General features: G+C 72.6%; 25 protein-coding genes. 23 read left to right on the forward strand and 2 right to left on the reverse strand.

Translation table 11 applies throughout. The features are described from left to right. The first annotated feature begins 48 nt into the window (after nt 1–48). The 7 genes from K1Y72_RS21830 (at nt 49) to ccsB (ending at nt 6397) form a co-directional block, all read left to right on the forward strand. Entirely contained in the window at nt 49–948 is a 900-nt protein-coding gene (locus tag K1Y72_RS21830) for a LysR family transcriptional regulator (RefSeq protein ID WP_220168270.1), read from the forward strand. A gap of 67 nt (nt 949–1015) precedes the next feature. Further along, a complete protein-coding gene (locus tag K1Y72_RS21835; RefSeq protein WP_220168271.1) occupies nt 1016–1618 on the forward strand; it encodes a hypothetical protein in 603 nt (200 codons plus the stop codon). A gap of 46 nt (nt 1619–1664) precedes the next feature. Continuing rightward, nucleotides 1665–2303, forward strand: coding sequence for a histidine phosphatase family protein (locus tag K1Y72_RS21840; protein ID WP_220168272.1), 639 nt, complete (start codon nt 1665–1667; stop codon nt 2301–2303). A 48-nt stretch (nt 2304–2351) separates the two neighbouring features. Then, a complete protein-coding gene (locus K1Y72_RS21845) occupies nt 2352–2942 on the forward strand; it encodes a TlpA family protein disulfide reductase (protein WP_258573224.1) in 591 nt (196 codons plus the stop codon). Then, nucleotides 2939–3679 carry a cytochrome c biogenesis CcdA family protein gene (locus K1Y72_RS21850; RefSeq protein ID WP_220168273.1) on the forward strand — a complete coding sequence of 247 codons (741 nt, stop codon included), beginning with the start codon at nt 2939–2941 and terminating at the stop codon, nt 3677–3679. Before K1Y72_RS21845 ends, K1Y72_RS21850 begins: the two co-directional genes overlap by 4 nt. A 1-nt stretch (nt 3680) precedes the next feature. Further along, nucleotides 3681–5309 (forward strand): cytochrome c biogenesis protein ResB, encoded by a 1629-nt coding sequence (resB, locus tag K1Y72_RS21855; RefSeq protein ID WP_220168274.1) that lies wholly within the window; start codon nt 3681–3683, stop codon nt 5307–5309. A gap of 5 nt (nt 5310–5314) precedes the next feature. After that, complete coding sequence (ccsB, locus tag K1Y72_RS21860) at nt 5315–6397, forward strand: c-type cytochrome biogenesis protein CcsB (protein WP_308287177.1); 1083 nt, start codon at nt 5315–5317, stop codon at nt 6395–6397. 8 nt (nt 6398–6405) lie between these two features. On the opposite strand, the gene K1Y72_RS21865 is transcribed toward ccsB, so the two are convergent. Further along, on the reverse strand, nt 6406–6609 hold the full coding sequence (locus tag K1Y72_RS21865) for a hypothetical protein (RefSeq protein WP_220168275.1): 204 nt from the start codon (nt 6607–6609) through the stop codon (nt 6406–6408). Between the two features lie 161 nt (nt 6610–6770). Between K1Y72_RS21865 and K1Y72_RS21870 the strand changes: the two genes are divergently transcribed. Both K1Y72_RS21870 and K1Y72_RS21875 read left to right on the forward strand, forming a co-directional pair. Continuing rightward, nucleotides 6771–7682, forward strand: a complete 912-nt coding sequence (locus K1Y72_RS21870; RefSeq protein ID WP_220168276.1) for a hypothetical protein — start codon at nt 6771–6773, stop codon at nt 7680–7682. 19 nt (nt 7683–7701) lie between these two features. After that, a complete protein-coding gene (locus K1Y72_RS21875) occupies nt 7702–7950 on the forward strand; it encodes a hypothetical protein (RefSeq protein ID WP_220168277.1) in 249 nt (82 codons plus the stop codon). Between the two features lie 250 nt (nt 7951–8200). Here K1Y72_RS21875 and K1Y72_RS21880 read toward each other — a convergent pair whose 3' ends face one another. After that, complete coding sequence (locus K1Y72_RS21880; RefSeq protein WP_220168278.1) at nt 8201–8398, reverse strand: BldC family transcriptional regulator; 198 nt, start codon at nt 8396–8398, stop codon at nt 8201–8203. Between the two features lie 291 nt (nt 8399–8689). Between K1Y72_RS21880 and K1Y72_RS21885 the strand changes: the two genes are divergently transcribed. From K1Y72_RS21885 to nuoK, 14 genes are all read left to right on the forward strand, one after another. After that, complete coding sequence (locus K1Y72_RS21885; protein WP_220168279.1) at nt 8690–8923, forward strand: DUF4229 domain-containing protein; 234 nt, start codon at nt 8690–8692, stop codon at nt 8921–8923. A gap of 113 nt (nt 8924–9036) precedes the next feature. Beyond that, entirely contained in the window at nt 9037–9813 is a 777-nt protein-coding gene (locus tag K1Y72_RS21890) for a demethylmenaquinone methyltransferase (protein WP_220168280.1), read from the forward strand. A 147-nt stretch (nt 9814–9960) separates the two neighbouring features. Continuing rightward, entirely contained in the window at nt 9961–11217 is a 1257-nt protein-coding gene (locus K1Y72_RS21895; RefSeq protein WP_220168281.1) for a geranylgeranyl reductase family protein, read from the forward strand. A 270-nt stretch (nt 11218–11487) separates the two neighbouring features. Next, nucleotides 11488–11847, forward strand: coding sequence for an NADH-quinone oxidoreductase subunit A (locus tag K1Y72_RS21900; protein WP_220168282.1), 360 nt, complete (start codon nt 11488–11490; stop codon nt 11845–11847). A 2-nt stretch (nt 11848–11849) separates the two neighbouring features. Then, complete coding sequence (locus K1Y72_RS21905) at nt 11850–12398, forward strand: NuoB/complex I 20 kDa subunit family protein (protein ID WP_220168283.1); 549 nt, start codon at nt 11850–11852, stop codon at nt 12396–12398. A gap of 1 nt (nt 12399) precedes the next feature. Then, nucleotides 12400–13146 carry an NADH-quinone oxidoreductase subunit C gene (locus K1Y72_RS21910; protein ID WP_220168284.1) on the forward strand — a complete coding sequence of 249 codons (747 nt, stop codon included), beginning with the start codon at nt 12400–12402 and terminating at the stop codon, nt 13144–13146. Between the two features lie 95 nt (nt 13147–13241). Next, nucleotides 13242–14492: an NADH-quinone oxidoreductase subunit D gene (locus tag K1Y72_RS21915; RefSeq protein WP_308287185.1), complete on the forward strand. Its 1251-nt coding sequence runs from the start codon at nt 13242–13244 to the stop codon at nt 14490–14492. Beyond that, the gene (gene nuoE / locus K1Y72_RS21920; RefSeq protein ID WP_220168286.1) at nt 14489–15328 is read left to right on the forward strand and encodes an NADH-quinone oxidoreductase subunit NuoE; all 840 of its coding nucleotides are present in this window, start codon (nt 14489–14491) and stop codon (nt 15326–15328) included. Before K1Y72_RS21915 ends, nuoE begins: the two co-directional genes overlap by 4 nt. Beyond that, nucleotides 15325–16623, forward strand: coding sequence for an NADH-quinone oxidoreductase subunit NuoF (gene nuoF, locus K1Y72_RS21925; RefSeq protein ID WP_220168287.1), 1299 nt, complete (start codon nt 15325–15327; stop codon nt 16621–16623). Before nuoE ends, nuoF begins: the two co-directional genes overlap by 4 nt. After that, nucleotides 16620–19358 carry an NADH-quinone oxidoreductase subunit G gene (locus K1Y72_RS21930; RefSeq protein ID WP_308287178.1) on the forward strand — a complete coding sequence of 913 codons (2739 nt, stop codon included), beginning with the start codon at nt 16620–16622 and terminating at the stop codon, nt 19356–19358. The genes nuoF and K1Y72_RS21930 overlap by 4 nt, the downstream gene beginning before the upstream one ends. After that, on the forward strand, nt 19355–20689 hold the full coding sequence (gene nuoH, locus K1Y72_RS21935) for an NADH-quinone oxidoreductase subunit NuoH (RefSeq protein ID WP_220168288.1): 1335 nt from the start codon (nt 19355–19357) through the stop codon (nt 20687–20689). The genes K1Y72_RS21930 and nuoH overlap by 4 nt, the downstream gene beginning before the upstream one ends. After that, entirely contained in the window at nt 20676–21209 is a 534-nt protein-coding gene (nuoI, locus tag K1Y72_RS21940; protein WP_220168289.1) for an NADH-quinone oxidoreductase subunit NuoI, read from the forward strand. Before nuoH ends, nuoI begins: the two co-directional genes overlap by 14 nt. Then, the gene (locus tag K1Y72_RS21945) at nt 21206–22135 is read left to right on the forward strand and encodes an NADH-quinone oxidoreductase subunit J (protein ID WP_220168290.1); all 930 of its coding nucleotides are present in this window, start codon (nt 21206–21208) and stop codon (nt 22133–22135) included. The genes nuoI and K1Y72_RS21945 overlap by 4 nt, the downstream gene beginning before the upstream one ends. Next, a complete protein-coding gene (nuoK, locus tag K1Y72_RS21950; RefSeq protein WP_220168291.1) occupies nt 22132–22431 on the forward strand; it encodes an NADH-quinone oxidoreductase subunit NuoK in 300 nt (99 codons plus the stop codon). The genes K1Y72_RS21945 and nuoK overlap by 4 nt, the downstream gene beginning before the upstream one ends.

Consider the following 22431-nt stretch of genomic DNA (forward strand, 5'->3'; position numbering starts at 1 on the left):
ATTTAGGACAATCTAGAAGTTCTTGACGGCACGGTTTAGAATTGCTTCATGCTGGATCTGGAACGGCTCCGCGCCCTGCACTCCGTCGCGACCTACGGCTCGGTGAGCGCGGCGGCCGACGTGCTGCACGTCACCACCTCGGCGGTGTCGCAGCAGCTCGCCAAGCTGGAGCGCGAGACCGGGCAGAAGCTGCTGGAGCGCAACGGCCGCGGCGTCCGGCTGACCGACGCCGCCGAGCTGCTCGTGACCCACGCCGAGCACATCCTGTCCCTCGTCGAGCGCGCCCAGGCCGACCTGGAGGCGCACCGCGGCACCGTCGTCGGGCGGCTCACCCTCGGCGCGTTCCCGACCGCGGTGCGCGGCCTCATCCCCGGCGCCCTCGGCCGCCTGCACCGCGAGCATCCCGACCTGAGCGTCCAGCTCCAGGAGCTCGACCCGTACCAGAGCATGCCGCTCGTCGTCCGCGGCGACCTCGACATGGCGATCGTGCAGGACTGGGACAACGAGCCGCTGCCGAACCCCGAGGGGCTCCAGCGCGGCGCGATCTGCGACGACGTCGCCGACGTCGCGCTGCCGCCCGGCCACCCGCTGGCCGGCCGCGCGGAGATCGGCCTGAAGGAGCTGGCCGGCGACCCGTGGATCAGCTCCTCGCCCGGCAGCGTCTGCTGCGCCTGGCTGATCAACACGCTGCGCGGCTTCGAGGCCGAGCCGCGCATCGCCCACATGGCCTACGAGATCCCGACGCAGCTCGCCCTCGTCGCGGCCGGCCTCGGCAGCGCGATCCTGCCCCGCCTCGGCCGCTGCGACGTGCCGCCCGGCGTGACGATCCTGCCGCTGCGGCCCGCGATGACGCGCCGCGTCTACGCCGTCTGGCGGGAGGAGACCGCCCGCCGCCCCGCCGTCCGCGCCGCCCTCGCCGCCCTCCGCACCGGCCTCCCGCCGCTCTGACCTGTCGGCCGGGCCGCCCGGCGGCCCGTCCGCGCATCGTCCGGGGCGGGCGGGGGAGAATGGGCCGGTGACTTTCGAGCTGCTGGTGTGGCATGAGGACGGGCCGGTCTCGCGCGAGCGGGCCGCCGCGACGGACCTGGACGGGCTCGCGCCCCACCCGCAGGTGGCGGCGTTCGCCGAGGAGTTCGGCAGCCTGCGCCCCGAGGCGGTCCCGCGCGTCCACGGCGGCGGCGCCGTCGTCGCCATGGAGCCCGACCGGGTCGACGAGCTGTCCACCGAGGTGTTCGCGCTCGCCAAGGCGCACGGGCTCGTCGTCTGGGATCCGGGCCGCGCGCTCGTCCACAACCTCGGCCCCGGCGGCGTCTACGAGGGCATGCAGTTCCACACCGGCGACGGGCTGATCGTCCTGGAGCCCGACCTCGGGCTCGTCCGCGACTCGCTCGCCCGGCTCGGCCCGGCCAACCCGTTCGCGGCGCTGGTGGTGTTCGGGGAGCACTTCGTGCAGGCGTCCCCCGAGCCCGGCGGGTTCGAGCTGGAGTACAAGGACAGCGCCCGCGGCGAGCTGCACCGCACCCACGTGGGCGGCGTCGCCGACGTGCAGCGGGCGTTCGAGGAGTACGCCACCGGCGACCGCGGCTTCCTGGACCGCCACGACTGGACGCTCGCCTGACCGCGCCGGACGGTCCGCCGGAGGGCGCGGGTAACCTGGCGACGCGATGACTGAGACCACGACTGTCCACCTGCTGCGCCACGGCGAGGTGCACAACCCCGAGGGCGTCCTGTACGGGCGGCTGCCCGGCTACCGGCTGAGCGAGACCGGCAACCTGATGGCGGCGACGGCGGCCACGTGGTTCGCGGGCCGCGACGTCACGGCGCTGTTCTCCTCCCCGATGCAGCGGGCGCTGGAGACCTCCGCGCCGCTCGTCGACACCTTCGACCTGCCGGTCACGGTCGACGACCGGCTGATCGAGGCCGACAACCACTTCGAGGGCCTCACCTTCGGGGTCGGCGCGGGCTCGGTGCGGCGCCCCGAGCACTGGCGCTACCTGTACAACCCGTTCCGGCCGTCGTGGGGCGAGCCCTACCGGGAGATCGCGGCGCGGATGCGGTCGGCGGTCATCCGGGCGCGGGACGCGGCGCGCGGCCACGAGGCCGTCGCGGTCAGCCACCAGCTGCCCATCTGGATCCTGCGGCTGCACGCCGAGAAGCGCCGCCTCTGGCACCACCCGGGCCGCCGCGAGTGCGCGCTCGCCAGCGTCACCAGCCTCACCTTCGAGGGCAACCGGCTGGTCGAGGTCGCCTACGCCGACCCGTCGGCGGGCCTCGGCTCGGACGCCGGTGTCGCGGGCGCCTGACCGGCCCACTACATTGAGTACTACACGCTGTAGTAGTAGGAGGGTCCGTTGAACCCCCGCACCATCGCCGCCGCCCGTGCCGCCGCGGGCGCCCTCGCCCTCGGCGGGCTGCTCGCCGGCTGCGCGGGGAGCAGCGCCGACGCCGGGCCGGGCGGCGGCGACAACCGCTTCATCGGCGGCGACGGCAACGTCCAGCGGATCGCCGCGTCCGCCCGCGCGTCCACGCCGTCGGCGTCGGGCAAGACGCTGGAGGGCGAGGACCTCGCCCTGTCGTCGTTCAAGGGCAAGGTCACCGTCGTCAACTTCTGGGCGTCCTGGTGCGCGCCGTGCCGCGGCGAGGCGCCGTCGCTGGAGCAGGTCTACGGCCAGAACAAGGCCGAGGGCGTCCAGTTCGTCGGCGTCGACTTCAAGGACGCGGCGGAGAACGCCAAGGCGTTCCAGCGCAAGTTCAAGGTCACCTACCCGAGCTTCTTCGACGCCGACGGGCAGATCGGCCTGGCCTTCCGCGACGTCCCGCCGAACGCGATCCCGAGCACCCTGGTGCTGGACCGCCAGGGCCGCGTCGCCGCCCGCATCATCGGCGCGACGACCTTCTCCAAGCTGAACCCCCTCGTCACGGAAGTCCTGGCCGAGAAGTGAGCGCGACTGAGACGGTGACCAGCGGGTCGTTGCTGGCGGCGGCGCCGCTGGCGGCGGCGGCGGGTCTCGTCTCGTTCGCCTCGCCCTGCGTGCTGCCGCTCGTTCCCGGCTACCTGTCGTACGTGACGGGCATGAGCGGTGCGGACCTCGCGGCGCAGCGGCGGGGGCGGCTGACGGCCGGGGTGCTGCTGTTCATCGCCGGGTTCTCCGCCGTGTTCGTCGCGATGGGCGCGGTCACCGGCGGCGTCGGCCGCTGGCTCGCCGAGTACGCCGACCCGATCAGCCGGGTGCTCGGCGTCGTCACCATCGTGTTCGGGCTCGCGTTCATGGGCCTCGTCCCGGGCTTGCAGCGGACGGTGAAGTCCGGGCGGCTGCCCGCCGCCGGGCTCGCCGGGGCGCCGCTGCTCGGCGTCCTGTTCGGGCTCGGCTGGACGCCGTGCATCGGCCCGACGCTCGGCGCCGTGCAGATGCTGTCGTTCAGCGAGGGCAGCGCGGGCCGCGGGGCGCTGCTGTCGCTCGCCTACTGCGCCGGCCTCGGGCTGCCGTTCCTGCTCACGGCGCTCGCCTACCGGCGCGCGCTCGGCGCGTTCGGCGTCGTCAAGCGGCACTACCCGCTGGTCATGCGGATCGGCGGCGGGATGCTCGTCCTCATCGGCGTGCTGCTGGTGACGGGGCTGTGGAACGACCTGACCATCCAGCTGAAGTCGTGGATCAGCGGCTTCGAACCGGTTATTTGAGATGACAGACACACAAGGCACCGAGTCCGCCACCGAGGCCCCCGCCGAGCGGCGGGCGCCGGGCGACGCCCCGGCGCGGCCGAGGGGCCTCGGCCCGCTCGGCTGGCTGCGCTGGGGCTGGCGGCAGCTGACCACCATGCGCACCGCGCTGGTCCTGCTGTTCCTGGTCGCGGTCGGCGCCGTCCCCGGCTCGATCCTGCCGCAGCGCGGCGAGGCGCCCGAGCGCGTCGAGCAGTACCTCCAGGACCACAGGACGGCGGGCCCGTTCCTGGACAAGCTGAAGATGTTCGACGTCTTCGCCTCGCCCTGGTTCGCGGCCATCTACATCCTGCTGTTCGTGTCGCTCGCCGGCTGCGTGATCCCGCGCGCCGCCAAGCACCTCCAGGCGATGCGGGCCCGCCCCCCGGCGGCGCCCCGCAACCTGGAGCGGCTGCCGCAGGCGGCGTCCTTCGAGACCGGCCGGACGCCGGACGAGGTCCTCGCCGAGGCCCGCAAGGTCCTGAAGCGCCGCCGGTTCCGGGTGGACGCGGCGGACGGCGCGGTCGCCGCCGAGAAGGGCTACCTCGGCGAGACCGGCAACCTGGTGTTCCACCTGGCGCTGCTCGGGCTGCTGTTCGCGCTCGGCCTCGGCAACTCCTTCGGCTACCGCGGCAACGTGCTGCTGAGCGAGGGCAAGACGTTCGCGAACTCGCTCAGCAACTACGACCAGTTCAAGCCGGGCCGCCAGTTCGACACCGACGAGATGGCGCCGTTCACCCTGACGCTCGACAAGTTCAAGGCCGAGTACGAGACCAAGGGCGACAAGCGCGGCCAGGCGACCGACTTCTCCGCGCGGGTGCGGTTCAAGGACGACCCGTCCGCCAAGGAGCGGCCCTACGACCTCAAGATCAACCATCCGCTGAAGGTCGGCGGCGCCAAGGTCTACCTGCTCGGCCACGGGTACGCGCCGAAGTTCACCGTCCGCGACGCCAAGGGGAACATCGCCTTCCAGGACAGCGTGCCGTTCCTGGCGATGGAGCCGCAGAACCTGACGTCCGAGGGCGTCATCAAGGTCCCCGACGCCGACCCCGAGCAGCTCGCGTTCTACGCGATCCTCTGGCCGACGGCGGTCGCCTCCGACGACGGCAAGCAGATCGTGTCGGCGTTCCCGGCGGCGCTCCGCCCCGTCCTCACGATCTCGACGTTCACCGGCGACATCGGCCTGGACTCGGGCGTCCCGCAGTCGGTGTACCAGCTCCCGGCGCTGAAGGACGGCAGGCTGAAGCCGCTGCCCGGCGGCAGCAAGCTGCTGGAGCCGGGCGAGTCGTTCACGCTGCCCGGCGGCAAGGGGACGGTCACCTTCGACGGCCTGGACGAGTGGATCAGCCTGTCGGTGAACGACGACCCGGGCCGCGTCCCGGCGCTGGTCGCGGCCGTCCTCGCCGTCTTCGGGGTGGCGACGTCCTTCCTCGTCCGGCGCCGCCGGGTGTGGGTCCGTGCGGGGGCCGGGGAGGACGGGCGTACCGTGGTGCGGGTCGGCGGGCTGACCCTGGGGAACCCGACCGCGGAGTTCGATGAGATCACGGCCGCGCTGAGCGGCGCGCGGCCTGGCGGCGAGGAGCCCGCCCCGGCCACCGGAAAGAAGGAGTGACGAGGGTGGATTCCGCCTCGCTCGCGAACCTGAGCGACAAGCTCATGCTGACCACGGTCGTGCTGTACATCGTCGCGCTGGTCGCCTACGCCGCCGACCTCGGCTTCGGCCGGGGGCGCCGCCGCGCGGAGACCGCCGAGGCGCGGGAGGAGGCCCGGCGCGAGAGCCGGGTCCTCGCCGGCGCCGGCGGCGGCGACGCCGTGGACACGACCGGCACGACGGACGGCGCGACCGGCACGACCGACGACGCGCCCGCCGACGTCCCCGCCGGGACCGCCGGGGAGGAGGGCGGCCGCGACTGGGGCCGCCTCGCGGTCCTTTTGAACCTGTTCGGCTGGGCGGCGAACCTCGGCGTGATCGTCACCCGCGGGATGGCGGTGCACCGCTGGCCGTGGGGCAACATGTACGAGTTCCTCACCGCGATCTCGTTCGCCGCGGTGACCGCCTTCCTGATCGTGGCGTTCCGCTACAAGGCGCGGTTCCTCGGCGCGTTCGTGATGGCCGCCGCCGTCATCGCGCTCGGGATCGACAACATCTGGCTGTACAACTCGGCCGGCCCGGTGATGCCCGCGCTGAACTCCTACTGGATCGCCATCCACGTCACCGCCGCGATCATCGCGACGGGCGCGTTCACCGTGGCGGGCGCGACGACGATCCTGTACGTGCTGAAGTCGCGGCGCGAGGCGCGCGGCCCGATCCCCGCGGACGCCCTGCTCGCCCGCGTCCCCTCCACCGAGCAGCTCGACCGGCTGGCGCTCCGCGTCACCATGTTCGCGTTCCCGATCTGGACGGCCGCCATCATCATGGGCGCCATCTGGGCCGACGACGCGTGGGGCCGCTACTGGGGCTGGGACCCCAAGGAGATCTGGTCGTTCGTCACCTGGATCGCCTACGCCGCCTACCTGCACGCCCGGTCGACGGCGGGCTGGAAGGGCCGCCGTGCCGCGCTGCTGTCGCTGGTGGCGTTCGCCTGCCTGATCTTCAACTTCTTCGGCGTCAACTACATGTTCAAGGGCAAGCACTCCTACGCCGCGCCCGCCCCGGCCCCGGTCGTGCGGACCGTCGAGCGGAGCGGGGGCTCCGCCTAGGGCACGTCCTAGGGCTGGTCCTCGCCGCGCAGCCGCCGGTCGAGGTCGCGCAGGAACTCGGGGTCGTCGTCCGGGCCTTTCGGTCCGGGCGGCGGCCCCGCGGCGTTGGCGGCGCCGCCGGGGGGCAGCTCGGCGGGGAACGAGACGCGTCGGGTGCGGACGAGCACGAGCCAGCCCGCGACGAGCAGCAGAACGATCAGGGCGAACGCCATGAGACGAGACTAAGCCCTGCGCGCTCCGCGCACCGGGGGTGGTCCGATCCGGCCGCATCCGGGCGCCGCGCCCGCCCGTGACCTAGCGGGATGACGCGGTGTCGGGCGGGGGCTTACCCTGCCTCTCGGGCCCCGGCGCGGGGCGCGGACGGAGGAGCCCGATGCGCTTCAAAGGCATGCACCGCAAGCCGCGGGACGGCGCCGGGCCGCCGGCCGAGCAGCTCCGTCCCGACGGCGCCGGCCGGCCGGGACCGCGCGCCGCCCCGTCGCGCGACCGCTTCGGCCGCTTCCGCAAGAACGGCCGCGACGACGGCGCGCTCCGCAAGGACCCCGACCTGCCGCCCGAGGCCGTCCAGGGCCGCTTCTCGCGCGCCGCGCTCCGCCGCGGCGACGGCGTCCCCGGCTGGAGCGACTACGAGCTGGCGCCCGACCTCCCGCGCACCGCGCCGCGCCCGCCGGACGCGCCGTGGGCGCCGGACGGCCGCACGCACTGCGGCGTCCTGGAGCGCGTCCTGCACCGCCAGTGGGACGCGCGCGAGGCGCCGCCGACGCCCGAGGTCGTCCGCGCGGTGGACAGCCTGGCGGCGCTGCCGGACGGGTTGAAGGAGCGGCTCGCCGCGGGCCTCGACGGCATCTACGTCGGCCCCGGCGGCGTCCCGGCGCTCGACGACATGGGGCACCTGCGCGACCATCCGCTGCCGTCGGGCCGCGGCACCTGGGACATCTGCGCGGGCGCCTACGGCGACCGCAAGGTGGTGGTGGGGGACCGGCCGTCGCCGACGCCCGACGTGATGATGCACGAGGTCGGGCACGCCCTGGACGACGTCGACGGGACGGCGGGGGAGTGGCAGTCCGACAGCGCGGCGTTCCGGGGGCTGTACGAGCTGTGCCGCCCCCACCTGGCCAGCGGGTTCCACACGCAGGGCGACGTGCTCGGCCGGCGGGAGTTCTTCGCCGACGCGTTCGCCGCGATCTCCTCCCGCCAGCGCCCGGCTCTGGTGGATATGCTCGCCGGCAACATCAGGGTGGCGCTGGAGGTCATGCTCTTCTTCAACCGCCGTTACGGCATCTGAGGCTCGGAGGCGATGGGCGATGTACGTGATCCGGCTCCCGGACGGCACGCTGCGGGTTCCGCACGGCGTGCTGTCGGGCCCCGACGACGCGCCGACGATCGCGCAGGCGTACGTGGAGATCGGCCCGGACGACCCCGACTACGCGCGGCTGCTGCCGGACTCGGTGACCGAGGAGGAGCTGGCGGCGAAGCGGGCCGGATGGCGGGCGGGCGACGCCGAGCTGGCACGTACCTTCGAGGCGTGGAAGGCCGAGCGCGAGGACGACTGAGCGCGCGGCGCGCCGGCCGGTGGAAAGGCGCGGAATGGCGCCGCCGGTAAAGATGAAGGAATTTCGGGTTCGTTGCGGGGGCGTTCCTGGTCCGCGGAACCGGCCATTCTTCCGCAGGGCCGGAAAAGGGCGCTGCGGGACCGGTTCCCGGGGCGGCCGGGCGCGGGGGGTGGCGGGAGCCGGGCTGGAGGAGAAGCGGCACCGGGCTGCGCCTCGCGCCGGCCGCCCAGGGCCGGCGGGTCGTGCTGGTCTAGCGCTCCACGCCCACGGGCTCGTCCCCGCGGAGCAGGGCGTGCACCTCGGACTCGCGGAAACGGCGGTGGCCGCCGGGAGTGCGGATACTGCTGATCCGGCCGGCCGCGGCCCAGCGGGTGACCGTCTTAGGGTCGACCCGGAAGAGGGCTGCGACCTCCCCTGGGGTCAGCAGGCGCTCACTGGTGCTCTCCACGTTTTCTCTCCCCCTTTGTCCCGCTCTCGGCGCGGGTGGACTGTTTCCTAGTGTGGCGGGTCAAGACCGATTTCTCCCTTGTTTTCGGAAAACATCACGCTGCGTAGTTTTCCGAGCTGGAACGATGACGTGAAGTGAGCGCGGCAGGGGACACATCGGTCACGCGGTTCCCACGAGGATCACCCGGTCCGGCGCCGAAAGGGCCGTTGAGGCCCGCTCCGCGCGACCGGATGGGCCTCCGGCCGGGCCGAGCCCGGCCCGCGCGGGGGTGCGGGTACCCTCGTAACCGTCATGCACCCTGTACTCCGTTACTCCCTCGCGCGGCTCGGCATCTTCGCCGCCACCGCCGCGGTGCTGTGGTTCACGCCCCTCCAGCAGGCGCCCGTGTTCCTGCTGCTCGCCGCCGTCCTGCTGAGCGGCGTCATCAGCTACGTCCTGCTGTCGCGCCAGCGCGACGCGGTGTCGGCCGCCGTCACCGACAAGGCCGCCCGGATCGAGCGCGCCCGCACCGGCAAAGAGGTCTGACCGCCCCTCCGCACAGGCCGCCGCACCGGCCTTCCCACGGCGCCCGCCGGGCCCCTGACCCGCTGGCGCGGGCGGTGCGCGCCCGCCGGGGAGGCGCCTCCTAGGGTGGGGGCATGACCCGCGCCTCTCTCGACAAACGCCCCGCCGACGTGGCGGCCATGTTCGACGGCACCGCCGAACGCTACGACCTGCTGAACACCCTCATGACGGGCGGCCAGGACCGCCGCTGGCGGCGCGAGGTCGTCCGGGCCCTCGGCGCCCGCCCCGGCGAGCGCGTCCTCGACCTCGCCGCCGGCACCGGCACCTCGTCCGTCCCGTTCGCCGAGGCGGGCGCCGACACCGTCGCCTGCGACTTCTCCCTCGGCATGCTGCGCGTCGGGGTGAAGCGTCAGGCAGAGCGAACGGAGCGAAGCGAGGGTCGCTCTGCGGCTGTTGCCGGGGGTGCGGGGGTCGCCCCCCGCGAGGGGCGACGCGTGCGGCGGCTCAGCTTCGTCGCGGGCGACGCGCTGCGGCTGCCGTTCGCCGACGCCTCCTTCGACGCGGTGACGATCTCCTTCGGGCTGCGCAACGTCGCCGACACCGCCGGCGCGCTCCGCGAGCTGCGCCGCGTCGCCAAGCCGGGCGGCCGGCTGCTGATCTGCGAGGTCAGCCACCCGCCGAACCCGGTGCTCGCGCTCGGCCACCGCACCCACCTGAAGTACGGCCTGCCGCTGCTCGCGCGGGTCAGCTCCAACCCCGACTCCTACACCTACCTCGCCGAGTCCACCCTCGCCTGGCCCGACCAGGCGGCGCTGGCCCGGCTGATCCAGGAGGCGGGCTGGACGGACGTCGCCTGGCGCGACCTCACCTTCGGCGTCGCCGCGCTGCACCGCGCCGCCAACCCGCGCTGATCGTTTCCGGTCCGGATGGGACAGACGTATTCGGACCGGTCCAAATCCGGCGGCTCGTAGAGGTATCCACGGGCCGCCGCGAAGGAATAGACTCCCGAACGGATTCTTGTGAAGTACTTCACAAGCGAACGAGCTAAGAGGAACGCTGTGACCGACTCCACCCGACACGCGGACGTCATCGTCGTCGGGGCCGGGCCCGCCGGATCGTCGACCGCCTACTGGCTGGCCCAGGCCGGACTCGACGTGCTGCTGCTGGAGAAGGCCACCTTCCCGCGCGACAAGATCTGCGGGGACGGTCTCACGCCGCGCGCCGTGCGCGCCCTCATCTCCATGGGCGTGGACATCAACGCGCCCGGCTGGTCCCGCAACAAGGGCCTGCGGATCTACGGCGGCGGCGCCAAGGTCGAGCTGGCCTGGCCCGAGCTCGCGAGCTTCCCCGACTTCGGCCTCGTCCGCACCCGGATGGACCTGGACCAGCTCCTCGCCGAGCACGCCGCGAAGGCGGGCGCCCGGCTGCTGCAGGGCTGCAACGTCACCGGCCCGATCCTGGACGAGCGCACGGACCGCATCACCGGCGTCACCGCGAAGTTCGAGGGCGAGGAGGTCGAGTTCCACGCCCCGCTCGTCGTCGCCGCCGACGGCAATTCCACCCGGCTGTCGCTCGCCATGGGCCTCCAGCGCCGCGAGGACCGGCCGATGGGCGTCGCGGTCCGCCGCTACTACACGAGCCCGCGCCACACCGACGAGTACATGGAGGCGTGGCTGGAGCTGTGGGACGGGCAGCGGCTGCTGCCCGGCTACGGCTGGGTGTTCCCGGTCGCCGACGGCACCTGCAACGTCGGCCTCGGCCTGCTCAACACCAGCAAGTCGTTCCAGAACGTCGACTACCGCGGGATGCTGAAGTCCTGGACGGCGCAGATGCCGCCGGAGTGGCGGTTCGACGAGGAGCACGCGACCGGCCCGACGCGCGGCGCCGCGCTGCCGATGGGCTTCAACCGGCAGCCGCACTACACCCGCGGGATGCTGCTCGTCGGCGACGCCGGCGGCATGATCAACCCGTTCAACGGCGAGGGCATCGACTACGCGCTGGAGTCCGGCCGGCTCGCCGCCGACATCATGGTGCAGGCGCTCGCCCGCAGCACCCCGGCGCAGCGCGAGCGGACGCTCTACGAGTACCCGCGCATCCTGAAGGACGAGCACGGCGGCTACTTCACGCTGGCCCGCGTGTTCGTGCAGGCCATCGGCGACCCGCGGGTGATGAAATTCCTCACCACGCACGGCCTGCCGCACCCCACGCTGATGCGGTTCACGCTGAAGCTGCTGGCCAACCTCACCGACCCCCGCGGCGGCGACGCCATGGACCGCCTCATCAACGCGATGCAGAAGGTGGCGCCGTCCGCATGAGCGAAACGACGGGACGCGGCACGGCGCTGCGCGAGACGGGTACCGGGGACGGCTCATGAACCGGCGAGCGGGGACGACCGCATGACCCGACCCCCCGAGGGGAGTGCTATTGATCACCTTGGCTAGGGTGGCCACCCGTGTCCGTGACCGAGCTCACGGAGGTACGGGCGAGGCCGCCGCGGGCCCCCCGCCCGGCGCCGCGCGGAACGCGCGCGGCGCGGGGCGCGCCCCGTACAGCGTCGTACGTTCCGAGGAGAGGCAGTAGAGACGATGGATCTCTATGTTCCGATCATCGTGCTGGGAGTGCTGGCGTTCCTGTTCGCCGCCGGCTCGGTGGCGATGGCCTCCGTGACCGGCCCGAAGCGGTGGAACCGGGCACGGCTGGACGCCTACGAGTGCGGCATCGAGCCGACGCCGCAGCCGGTCGGCGGCGGCCGGTTCCCCATCAAGTACTACCTGACGGCGATGCTGTTCATCGTCTTCGACATCGAGATCATCTTCCTCTACCCCTGGGCGGTCGCCTTCGACCACCTGGGGATTTTCGGTCTTGTGGAGATGGTCCTTTTCATCCTCACCGTGCTGGTGGCGTACGCCTACATCTGGCGGCGCGGTGGACTGGAGTGGGACTAGATATGGGTCTAGAGGAGAAGCTGCCCAGCGGGTTCCTGCTGACGACGGTCGAGCAGGTCGCCGGCTGGGCGCGCAAGAGCTCGGTGTGGCCGGCGACGTTCGGCCTGGCCTGCTGCGCGATCGAGATGATGGCCGCGGGCGACCCGCGGCACGACTTCTCGCGGTGGGGGATGGAGCGGGCGTCGGCGACGCCCCGGCAGGCCGACCTGATGATCGTCGCGGGCCGGGTGAGCCAGAAGATGGCGCCGGTGCTGCGGCAGATCTACGACCAGATGACCGAGCCCAAGTGGGTCATCGCGATGGGCGTGTGCGCCTCCTCGGGCGGCATGTTCAACAACTACGCGATCGTGCAGGGCGTCGACCACGTCGTGCCGGTGGACATCTACCTGCCGGGCTGCCCGCCGCGGCCGGAGATGCTGCTCGACGCGATCATGAAGCTGCACGACAAGATCCAGAACACCAAGCTCGGACCGCAGCGCGCCAAGCAGATCCAGGAGCTGGAAGAGGCCAAGCGCCGCCAGTTGCCGCTGCTCGGACAGGGGACGATCTGACATGAGCTCTCACCACCCGGAGCAGGCGGCCGAGCAGGCCGCGGACCGGCTCCCCGAGCCCGCCGAGGACGCGCCGCAGGAGCAGCCCGTCGCGCGCATGGGCATGTTCGGCGCGCGGACGACCGGCGACACCTCCGGCTACGGCGGCCTCGTCGTCCGGCGGCGGCCGAAGCTGTCGTCCGAGCGGCCCTACGGCGGCCCGGAGGGCGCCGCCGAGGCGGGCGCCTTCGACGCGGTCGCGGACGCGCTGGAGTCGGCGCTGCCGGAATTCGGCGACGCGGTCGAGCGCGTCGTCGCCGACCGCGGCGAGCTGACCCTGCACGTGCGCCGCGAGCACCTGGTGTCCGTCGCGCGGGCGCTGCGGGACCGGCCGGAGCTGCGCTTCGAGCTGTGCAGCGGGGTGTCGGGCGTGCACTACCCCGACGACGCGGGCGCGGAGCTGCACGCCGTCTACCACCTGCTGTCGATCACCCACAACCGGCGCATCCGGCTGGAGGCGTCCTGCCCGGACGCCGATCCGCACCTCCCGTCGCTGGTGGAGGTCTACCCGACCAACGACTGGCACGAACGCGAGACCTGGGACTTCTTCGGGATCGTGTTCGACGGGCACCCGGCGCTCACCCGCATCGAGATGCCGGACGACTGGGTCGGCCACCCGCAGCGCAAGGACTACCCGCTCGGCGGCATCCCCGTCGAGTACCGCGGCGCCGAGATCCCGCCGCCGGACGAGCGCAGGAGCTACGTGTGAGCCCTTCCACGAAGTACACCGAGTACGACGCCTACGCCGCGGACGACGCGGCGGAGGGCCGGGTCTTCGACGCGGGCGGCCAGGACTGGGACCGCATCGTCAAGGAGGCCGCGGACGCCGGCGAGGAGCGCCTCGTCGTCAACATGGGGCCGCAGCACCCGTCGACGCACGGCGTGCTCCGCCTCGTCCTGACGCTCGACGGCGAGACGGTCACCGACTGCCGGGTCGGCATCGGGTACCTGCACACCGGCATCGAGAAGAACATGGAGTTCCGCACCTGGACGCAGGGCACCACGTTCTGCACCCGGATGGACTACCTGGCGCCGATCTTCAACGAGACGGCGTACTGCCTCGGCGTGGAGAGGCTGCTCGGGATCACCGACGCGATCCCCGAGCGGGCCCAGATCATCCGGGTGATGATGATGGAGCTCAACCGGATCTCCTCCCACCTGGTCGCGATCGCCACGTTCGGCCTGGAGCTCGGCGCCACCACCGTCATGCTCAACGGGTTCATCGAGCGCGAGTACACCCTCGACCTGTTCGAGGAGATCACCGGCCTGCGGATGAACATGGCGTACGTGCGGCCGGGCGGCGTCGCCCAGGACCTGCCGAGCGGCGCGATGAGCAAGCTCCAGGACTACCTCGACCGGATGCCGAAGCGGTTCAGGGCGCTGCGCAAGCTGATGGACGACAACCCCGTCTACAAGGCGCGGACGGTCGATGTCGCCTATCTCGACCTTACCGGGTGCATGGCGCTCGGGATCACCGGCCCCGTCCTCCGCTCGACCGGGCTGCCGTGGGATCTGCGCAAGTCGCAGCCCTACTGCGGCTACGAGACCTACGACTTCGAGGTCGCCACGCAGACCACCTCCGACGTCTACGGCCGGTACCTGGTCCGGATGAAGGAGATGGAGGAGTCCCTGCGGATCGTCGAGCAGTGCGTGGAGCGGCTGCAGACGGTCAAGGGCCCGGTGATGATCCAGGACAAGAAGATCGGGTGGCCGGCGCAGCTGGCCATCGGCGCGGACGGCATGGGCAACTCGCCGCGGCACATCGCGCACATCATGGGCACCTCGATGGAGGCCCTCATCCACCACTTCAAGCTGGTGACCGAGGGGTTCCGGGTGCCGGCCGGGCAGGCGTACGCGGCGATCGAGTCGCCGCGCGGCGAGCTCGGCGTGCACGTGGTGTCCGACGGCGGCACCCGCCCCTACCGGGTGCACTTCCGCGACCCGTCCTTCACCAACCTTCAGGCGACGCCCGCGATGGCCGAGGGCGGCATGGTCGCCGACGTCATCGCCGCGGTCGCCTCGATCGACCCCGTGATGGGAGGCGTGGACCGATGACCGACCAGGTGTTCCAGATCGAACGCCCGTACGGGGGCGGCGACCCCTACGACCTGGAGACCCGCGCGCGGCTGGAGCGGGACGCCAAGGAGATCATCGCCCGCTACCCCAAGCCCCGGTCGGCGCTGCTGCCAATGCTGCACCTGGTGCAGTCCGAGGACGGGTACATCACCCGGCGCGGCATCGAGTTCTGCGCCGACCAGATCGGCATCACGCCGGCGCAGGTGACGGGCGTCGCGACGTTCTACACCCAGTACAAGCGCGAGCCGGTGGGCGAGTTCCACGTCGGCGTCTGCATCAACACGCTCTGCGCGGTGATGGGCGGCGACGAGATCTGGCGGGAGCTGTCGGAGCACGCCGGCGTCGGCCACGACGAGACCACGCCGGACGGCAAGGTGTCGCTGGAGCGCATCGAGTGCAACGCGGCCTGCGACTTCGCCCCCGTGGTGATGGTCAACTGGGAGTTCTTCGACAACATGACGCCCGAGCGCGCCAAGCGCCTGGTCGACGACCTGCGCTCGGGTAAGGAAGTGCTTCCTTCCCGCGGCCCGCAGGGCCTCTGCTCGTGGAAGCAGGCGTCCCGCGTCCTCGCCGGGTTCCCCGACGGGCGCGCGCACGAGGGCGTCCAGGCGGGCCCCGAGTCGCTGCGCGGCCTGGAGCTCGCCAGGGAGCGCGGCTGGGAGGCGCCGACGGTCGAGCAGGCGCGCGCGTCCGAGGACGAGCCGCCGCACGAGCCGGTCAAGCCCGGCGAGGTCGGCGACCCGCCGCCGAACGAGCCCGGCGAGCCCATCGGCGGCGACGTGAAGCCCGGCAGCCAGGAGGGTCTCAACAAGTGACCACGCTCACCCCCATCCTGACCAAGTACTGGGACCAGGCCGACTCCTTCACCCGCGCGGGCTACGAGCGCGAGGGCGGGTACGGGGCGCTGCGCACCGCGCTCGGCATGGACCCGGACGCGATCGTGCAGGCGGTCAAGGACTCGGGCCTCCGCGGCCGCGGCGGCGCGGGCTTCCCCACCGGCATGAAGTGGGGCTTCCTGCCGCCGTCCAGCCCGAACCCGCGCTACCTCGTCGTCAACGCCGACGAGTCCGAGCCGGGCACGTGCAAGGACATCCCGCTGATGCTGGCGAACCCGCACGTGCTCGTCGAGGGCGTCATCATCAGCGCCTACGCGATCCGCTCCAACCACGCCTTCATCTACGTGCGCGGCGAGGTCCTGCACGTGATCCGCCGCCTCCAGCAGGCGGTGGCCGAGGCGTACGAGGCGGGCTACCTCGGCACCGACATCCTCGGCTCGGGCTACGACCTGGAGCTGGTCGTGCACACCGGCGCCGGCGCCTACATCTGCGGCGAGGAGACGGCGCTGCTGGACTCGCTGGAGGGCTACCGCGGGCAGCCCCGGCTGAAGCCGCCGTTCCCGGCGGTCGCGGGCCTGTACGGCGGGCCGACCGTCATCAACAACGTCGAGTCCATCGCCTCGGTCCCCTCGATCGTCGCCAACGGCGCCGAGTGGTTCGCCTCCATGGGCACCGAGAAGTCGCAGGGCTTCGGCATCTTCTCGCTGTCGGGCCACGTCACGCGGCCCGGCCAGTACGAGGCGCCGCTCGGCATCACGCTGCGCGAGCTGCTCGACATGGCGGGCGGCATCCGCGAGGGCCACCGGCTGAAGTTCTGGACGCCGGGCGGCTCGTCCACGCCGATCTTCACCGAGGAGCACCTGGACGTCCCGCTGGACTTCGAGTCCGTGGGCGCGGCCGGGTCGATGCTCGGCACCCGCGCGCTGCAGATCTTCGACGAGACGGTCTGCGTGGTGCGGGCCGTCCTCCGCTGGTCGGAGTTCTACGCGCACGAGTCGTGCGGCAAGTGCACGCCGTGCCGCGAGGGCACCTACTGGTACAAGCAGATGCTGAAGCGGCTGGAGGCGGGCCAGGGGAGCGAGGCGGACCTCGACACGCTCCTGGACCTGTCCGACAACATCCTCGGCCGGTCGTTCTGCGCGCTCGGCGACGGCGCGACGAGCCCGGTGGTGTCGTCCATCAAGCTCTTCCGCGACGAGTACGTCGCGCACTTCGAGCAGGGCGGCTGCCCCTTCGACCCGGCCAAGTCCACCCTCTGGGCAGGTGCCAAGTGACCGTCACCGAGAACAACCCGAAGCAGCAGCAGGTCGAGATGGTCGCGCTGACCATCGACGGCTTCGAGATCGAGGTCCCCAAGGGGACGCTGATCATCCGGGCCGCCGAGCTGCTCGGCATCCAGGTCCCGCGCTTCTGCGACCACCCGCTGCTCGACCCGGTCGGCGCCTGCCGCCAGTGCCTGGTCGAGGTCACCGACATGGGCAACGGGCGCGGCATGCCGAAGCCCGCCGCGTCGTGCACCACCACGGTGATGCCCGGCATGGTGGTGAAGACGCAGCTGACGTCGCAGGTCGCCGACAAGGCGCAGCACGGCGTCATGGAGCTGCTGCTCATCAACCACCCGCTGGACTGCCCGGTCTGCGACAAGGGCGGCGAGTGCCCGCTGCAGAACCAGGCGATGTCCAACGGCCGCGGCGAGACGCGGTTCGTGGAGGCCAAGCGGACGTTCCCGAAGCCGCTCGCCCTGTCGACCGAGGTGCTGCTGGACCGCGAGCGCTGCATCCAGTGCGCCCGCTGCACCCGCTTCTCCGACCAGATCGCCGGGGACGCGTTCATCGACCTGCTGGAGCGCGGCGCCAAGGAGCAGGTCGGCACCGCCGAGGACCGGCCGTTCCAGTCCTACTTCTCCGGCAACACGGTGCAGATCTGCCCGGTCGGCGCGCTCACCGGCGCCGCCTACCGGTTCCGGTCGCGGCCGTTCGACCTGGTGTCGGCGCCGAGCACCTGCGAGCACTGCGCGTCCGGGTGCGCGCTGCGCACCGACCACCGCCGCGGGAAGATCACGCGGCGGCTGGCGGGCGACGACCCGCAGGTCAACGAGGAGTGGAACTGCGACAAGGGCCGCTGGGCGTTCACCTACGCGACCCAGCCGGACCGCCTGACGCAGCCGCTCGTCCGCAACGCGCGCGGCGTGCTGGAGGCCGCGTCCTGGCCCGAGGCGCTCGCCGCCGCCGCGGCCGGTCTCGCGGGCGCGCGCGGACGGGCGGGCGTCCTGCCCGGCGGTCGTCTGACTCTGGAGGACGCCTACGCCTACGCCAAGTTCGCGCGGGTCGCCCTCGGCACCAACGACGTGGACTTCCGGGCGCGGCCGCATTCGGCGGAGGAGGCCGACTTCCTGGCCTCGTCGGTCGCGGGCCGTCCCATCGAGGTCGCCTACTCCGACCTGGAGAACGCGCCGGTCGTGCTCCTCGCGGGCTTCGAGCCCGAGGAGGAGTCGCCGATCGTCTTCCTGCGGCTCCGCAAGGCGTTCCGCAAGAAGGGGCTCCGCGTGTACGGCGTCGCGCCGTTCGCGTCGCGGGGTCTCGCCAAGGTCGGCGGGACGCTGCTGCCGGCGCTGCCCGGCGCCGAGGCCGAGGTCCTCGGCGCGCTCGTCTCGGGCGACGCCGAGGTCGCGGACGTGCGGGGCCTGCTGGAGTCGCCGGGCGCGGTCGTCCTGGTCGGCGAGCGGCTCGCGACGAGCCCCGGCGCGCTGTCCAGCCTCGTCCGGCTCGCCGCCGTCACCGGCGCCCGCCTCGCGTGGGTGCCGCGCCGGGCCGGGGAGCGCGGCGCGATCGAGGCGGGGGCGCTGCCGGCGCTGCTGCCGATCGGCCGCCCCGTCGCCGACGACGCCGCCCGCGCCGAGGTCGCGGCCGTGTGGGGCGGCGCGGACCTGCCCGCCGCGCCGGGCCTCGACACCGCCGGCCTGCTGGCGGCGGCGGCGCGCGGCGAGCGCGGCGCGCTGCTCGTCGGCGGCGTCGACCCCTACGACCTGCCGGACGCGGACGCGTTCCTCGCCGCCCTGGACGCGACGCCGTTCGTGGTGAGCCTGGAGCAGCGGCCGAGCGCCGTCACCGACCGCGCGGACGTGGTGCTGCCGGTCGCGGCGGTCGCCGAGAAGTCCGGCACGTTCGTCGACTGGGAGGGCCGCGGCCGCCCGTTCGACACGGTGCTGCGCTCCTCCAACCGGATGGCGGACCTGCGGATCCTGGACCTGCTCGCCGGGGAGATGGGGGTCCGGCTCGGGCTGCCCGCCCCGGAGGCGGCGCGCCGCGAGCTGACCGAGCTCGGCGCGCACCGCGGGCCGCGTCCCGACGGGCCGGGCGTCGCCCCGCCCTACCGGGCCGAGCCCGCCGCCGGCGAGGCCGTCCTCGCGACGTGGCGGCTGCTCCTCGACCGCGGCACCCTCCAGGACGGCGAGCCGTTCCTCGCCGGCACCGCCAAGCCCGCCGTGGCCCGGCTGTCGCCGGCGACCGCCGCGGAGCTCGGCGTCCCGGCGGGCGGCGCCGCCGAGATCACCGTCACCGGCCCGCGCGGCGCGGTGACGGTGCCGCTGGAGGTCACGCCCGGCATGACCGACCGCACCGTCTGGCTGCCCACCAACTCGGCGGGCGCCGCCGTGCACCGGGACCTCGGTGCGGGCGCCGGCGACGTCGTCGCCATCGCGGCCACCGCCGCGCCCGCCCCGGACGCGGTGCCGGAGACGGTGCCGGAGACGGCGGGCGGCGCGCTCGTCGTCGACGCGCCGGACGGCGCCGCCGCGCAGGGCGGCCTGCGGTCCGCCCTCCGCGCCGACGAGGGCCTCGTCGCCGGGGCGACCGCGACCGGCACGCCCGTCGCGGACGACCCCGCGCTGCGCGCGAACCTCGCCGAGCGGCAGGCGTCCGACCAGGCCATCACCGACAGGCCGTTCGCGGAGGACGCGGACGGCGAGGAGCCCGCGCCGGAAGGCCCGCAGGCTGGAGGTAGTGCATGAGGCCGCTCGCTGACGCAACCGCGCCCTCGGATCCGAACCTGTCGTCCTTCGGCCAGGATCCCTGGTGGCTGATCGGCGGCAAGGTGCTGGCGATCTTCGTGTTCCTGGTGCTGACGGTGCTGCTGTCGATGTGGGTCGAGCGCCGCGTCATCAGCCGCATGCAGCTGCGCGTCGGCCCCAACCGGTGCGGGCCGTTCGGCCTGCTCCAGGGCCTCGCCGACGGCGTGAAGCTGGCGCTGAAGGAGGACATCGTCCCCCGCCAGGTCGACAAGTTCGTGTTCGTCCTCGCGCCCGTCCTGTCGGCGGTGCCGGCGTTCATCTCCTTCATCATCATCCCGTTCGGGCCGACGGTGTCGGTGTTCGGGCACCACACGCCGCTGCAGGGCACCGACCTGCCGGTCGCGGTGCTGCTGGTGCTGGCGATGTCGTCGATGGGCGTCTACGGCATCGTCCTCGCCGGCTGGTCGTCGATGTCGCCGTACTCGCTGCTCGGCGGGCTCCGCTCGTCCGCGCAGGTGATCTCCTACGAGATCGCGATGGGGCTGTCGTTCGTCGCGGTGTTCCTGTTCGCCGGGACGATGTCGACCAGCGGGATCGTCGCGGGCCAGGAGCACGTCTGGTACGCGGTGCTGCTGCTGCCGTCGTTCATCATCTACGTCATCACGATGATGGGCGAGTCCAACCGCATCCCCTTCGACCTGCCCGAGGGCGAGGGCGAGCTGGTCGGCGGCTTCCACACCGAGTACTCCTCGCTGAAGTTCGCGATGTTCTTCCTCGCCGAGTACATCAACCTGGCGACGCTGTCGGCCCTCGCGACCACCCTGTTCCTCGGCGGCTGGCGGGCGCCGGCGCCCATCTCCACGGTGTGGGCGGGCGCCAACACCGGCTGGTGGCCGGTGCTGTGGTTCCTGGTGAAGATCTGGCTGTTCATCTTCTTCTTCATCTGGCTGCGCGGCTCGCTGCCGCGCGTCCGCTACGACCAGCTGATGAAGCTCGGCTGGAAGGTCCTCATGCCGGTCTCGATCGGCTGGATCCTCGTCGTCGCGACGATCCGGGCGCTGAAGAACGAGGGCCACGCCGTCGGGTCGCTGTTCATCTACATCGTGATCCTCGCGGCGCTGGTGCTGGCCGGGACGATCGCCTGGGAGCTGCTGCGCGGCGGGAAGAAGCCCGACGCCGCGCCGGCCGCGGAGTCCGCCGACCCGGCCGCGGGCGGCTTCCCCGTCCCGCCGCTGGACGCACCCCACTACCACGGGCGCCCGGCGGCGGCCCCGGCCGTCGCCCCCGCCACCGACACCTCGCGTAAGGAGGTCACCAGTGGGATTCACTGACTTCCTGAACCCGGTCAAGGGGTTCGGGGTCTCGTTCCACCAGATGTTCGTGAAGAGCGAGACCGTCCAGTACCCCGAGGTGAAGAAGCCGACGGCCCCCCGCTTCCACGGCCGGCACCAGCTGAACCGCTGGCCCGACGGCCTGGAGAAGTGCGTCGGCTGCGAGCTGTGCGCCTGGGCGTGCCCCGCCGACGCCATCTTCGTGGAGGGCGCCGACAACACCGCCGAGGAGCGCTTCTCGCCGGGCGAGCGGTACGGCCGCGTCTACCAGATCAACTACCTGCGCTGCATCCTCTGCGGCCTCTGCATCGAGGCGTGCCCGACGCGGGCGCTCACGATGACCAACGAGTACGAGCTCGCCGACGACAGCCGCGAGTCGCTCATCTACACCAAGGACATGCTGCTCGCGCCGCTGCGCGAGGGCATGGAGCGGCCGCCGCACGCGATGCGGCTCGGCGAGTCCGAGGAGGAGTACTACCGCCTCGGACTCCAGCCGGACGAAGGAAGTGACCGCAAATGACCGCCCTTGTCGCACCGGGGAGCACTGCCGTCCCGGCGGGCGCCGCCGTGCTGGCGGCCCGGGTCGCCGACGCCCAGCCGGGCGAGGCGTTCCTGTTCTGGGTGCTGGCCGCCGTGTCGGTCTGCGCCGCCCTCGGCATGATCTTCATGCGGAAGGCGGTGCACTCGGCGCTGCTCCTCGCCGCGGTGATGCTCTCGCTCGCCGCGCTGTACGCGGTGCAGGACGCGCCGTTCCTGGCGTTCGTGCAGGTCATCGTCTACACCGGCGCGGTGCTGATGCTGTTCCTGTTCGTCCTCATGCTCGTCGGGGTGTCCTCGACCGACTCGCTCGTCGAGACGATCCGCGGGCAGCGCCTCTGGGGGACGGTCGCCGCGCTCGGCTTCCTCGTCCTGCTGGTCGCCGGCCTCGGCAACGCCTCCCTCGGCGACTCGGCCGGCCTGAAGCAGGCCAACGCCGAGGGCAACGTCGTCGGCCTCGCCCGGTTGCTGTTCACCAAGTACGTCTTCGCGTTCGAGGCGACGAGCGCGCTGCTCATCACCGCCGCGCTCGGCGCGATGGTGCTGGCGCACCGCGAGCGCACCGCGCCGAAGAAGACGCAGAAGGACCTGTCGGTGGCGCGCTTCAAGTCCGGCGACCACCCCGGCCCGCTGCCCGGCCCCGGCACCTACGCCCGCCACAACGCGGTCGACATGCCGGCGCTGCTGCCCGACGGCACCCCCTCGGAGCTGTCGGTGAACCCCGTCATCGCGGCCCGCGAGGGCACCGCCCACATGCACAGCGACCTGCACGGCGAGACCGAGCAGCAGGCCCTGGAGCACGACGTCGAGGCCGTCCGGGCGGCGACCGCGCGCGGCGCGGGCGCCGCCGCCGAGGGCCGCGCCGTCGTCCGCTCCGGCGGCGTCTCCGAAGGGGAGGGCGACCGGTGAGCCCCGGCCACTACATCGCACTGTCGGCGATCCTGTTCACCATCGGCGGCCTCGGCGTCCTCGTGCGCCGCAACGCCATCGTGGTGTTCATGTGCGTCGAGCTCATGCTGAACGCCACCAACCTGGCGTTCGTCACCTTCGCCCGGATGCACGGCAGGCTGGACGGCCAGATCATCGCGTTCTTCGTGATGGTGGTGGCCGCGGCGGAGGTCGTGGTCGGCCTGGCGATCATCATGACCATCTTCCGGACCCGCAGGTCCTCGTCGGTCGACGACGCGAACCTGCTGAAGTACTGA

This window comes from Actinomadura parmotrematis (assembly GCF_019458805.1).
In the GTDB taxonomy this organism is placed as follows: Bacteria; Actinomycetota; Actinomycetes; order Streptosporangiales; family Streptosporangiaceae; genus Spirillospora; species Spirillospora parmotrematis.

Bases quoted from the DNA above. Each gene is read 5' to 3' on its own strand.
- K1Y72_RS21830 (WP_220168270.1), top strand. From the start codon at position 49: ATGCTGGATCTGGAACGGCTCCGCGCCCTGCACTCCGTCGCGACCTAC.
- K1Y72_RS21840 (WP_220168272.1), top strand. From the start codon at position 1,665: ATGACTGAGACCACGACTGTCCACCTGCTGCGCCACGGCGAGGTGCAC.
- resB (WP_220168274.1), top strand. From the start codon at position 3,681: ATGACAGACACACAAGGCACCGAGTCCGCCACCGAGGCCCCCGCCGAG.
- K1Y72_RS21865 (WP_220168275.1), bottom strand. From the start codon at position 6,609: ATGGCGTTCGCCCTGATCGTTCTGCTGCTCGTCGCGGGCTGGCTCGTG.
- K1Y72_RS21870 (WP_220168276.1), top strand. From the start codon at position 6,771: ATGCGCTTCAAAGGCATGCACCGCAAGCCGCGGGACGGCGCCGGGCCG.
- K1Y72_RS21875 (WP_220168277.1), top strand. From the start codon at position 7,702: ATGTACGTGATCCGGCTCCCGGACGGCACGCTGCGGGTTCCGCACGGC.
- K1Y72_RS21885 (WP_220168279.1), top strand. From the start codon at position 8,690: ATGCACCCTGTACTCCGTTACTCCCTCGCGCGGCTCGGCATCTTCGCC.
- K1Y72_RS21890 (WP_220168280.1), top strand. From the start codon at position 9,037: ATGACCCGCGCCTCTCTCGACAAACGCCCCGCCGACGTGGCGGCCATG.
- K1Y72_RS21900 (WP_220168282.1), top strand. From the start codon at position 11,488: ATGGATCTCTATGTTCCGATCATCGTGCTGGGAGTGCTGGCGTTCCTG.
- K1Y72_RS21905 (WP_220168283.1), top strand. From the start codon at position 11,850: ATGGGTCTAGAGGAGAAGCTGCCCAGCGGGTTCCTGCTGACGACGGTC.
- K1Y72_RS21910 (WP_220168284.1), top strand. From the start codon at position 12,400: ATGAGCTCTCACCACCCGGAGCAGGCGGCCGAGCAGGCCGCGGACCGG.
- nuoE (WP_220168286.1), top strand. From the start codon at position 14,489: ATGACCGACCAGGTGTTCCAGATCGAACGCCCGTACGGGGGCGGCGAC.
- nuoH (WP_220168288.1), top strand. From the start codon at position 19,355: ATGAGGCCGCTCGCTGACGCAACCGCGCCCTCGGATCCGAACCTGTCG.
- K1Y72_RS21945 (WP_220168290.1), top strand. From the start codon at position 21,206: ATGACCGCCCTTGTCGCACCGGGGAGCACTGCCGTCCCGGCGGGCGCC.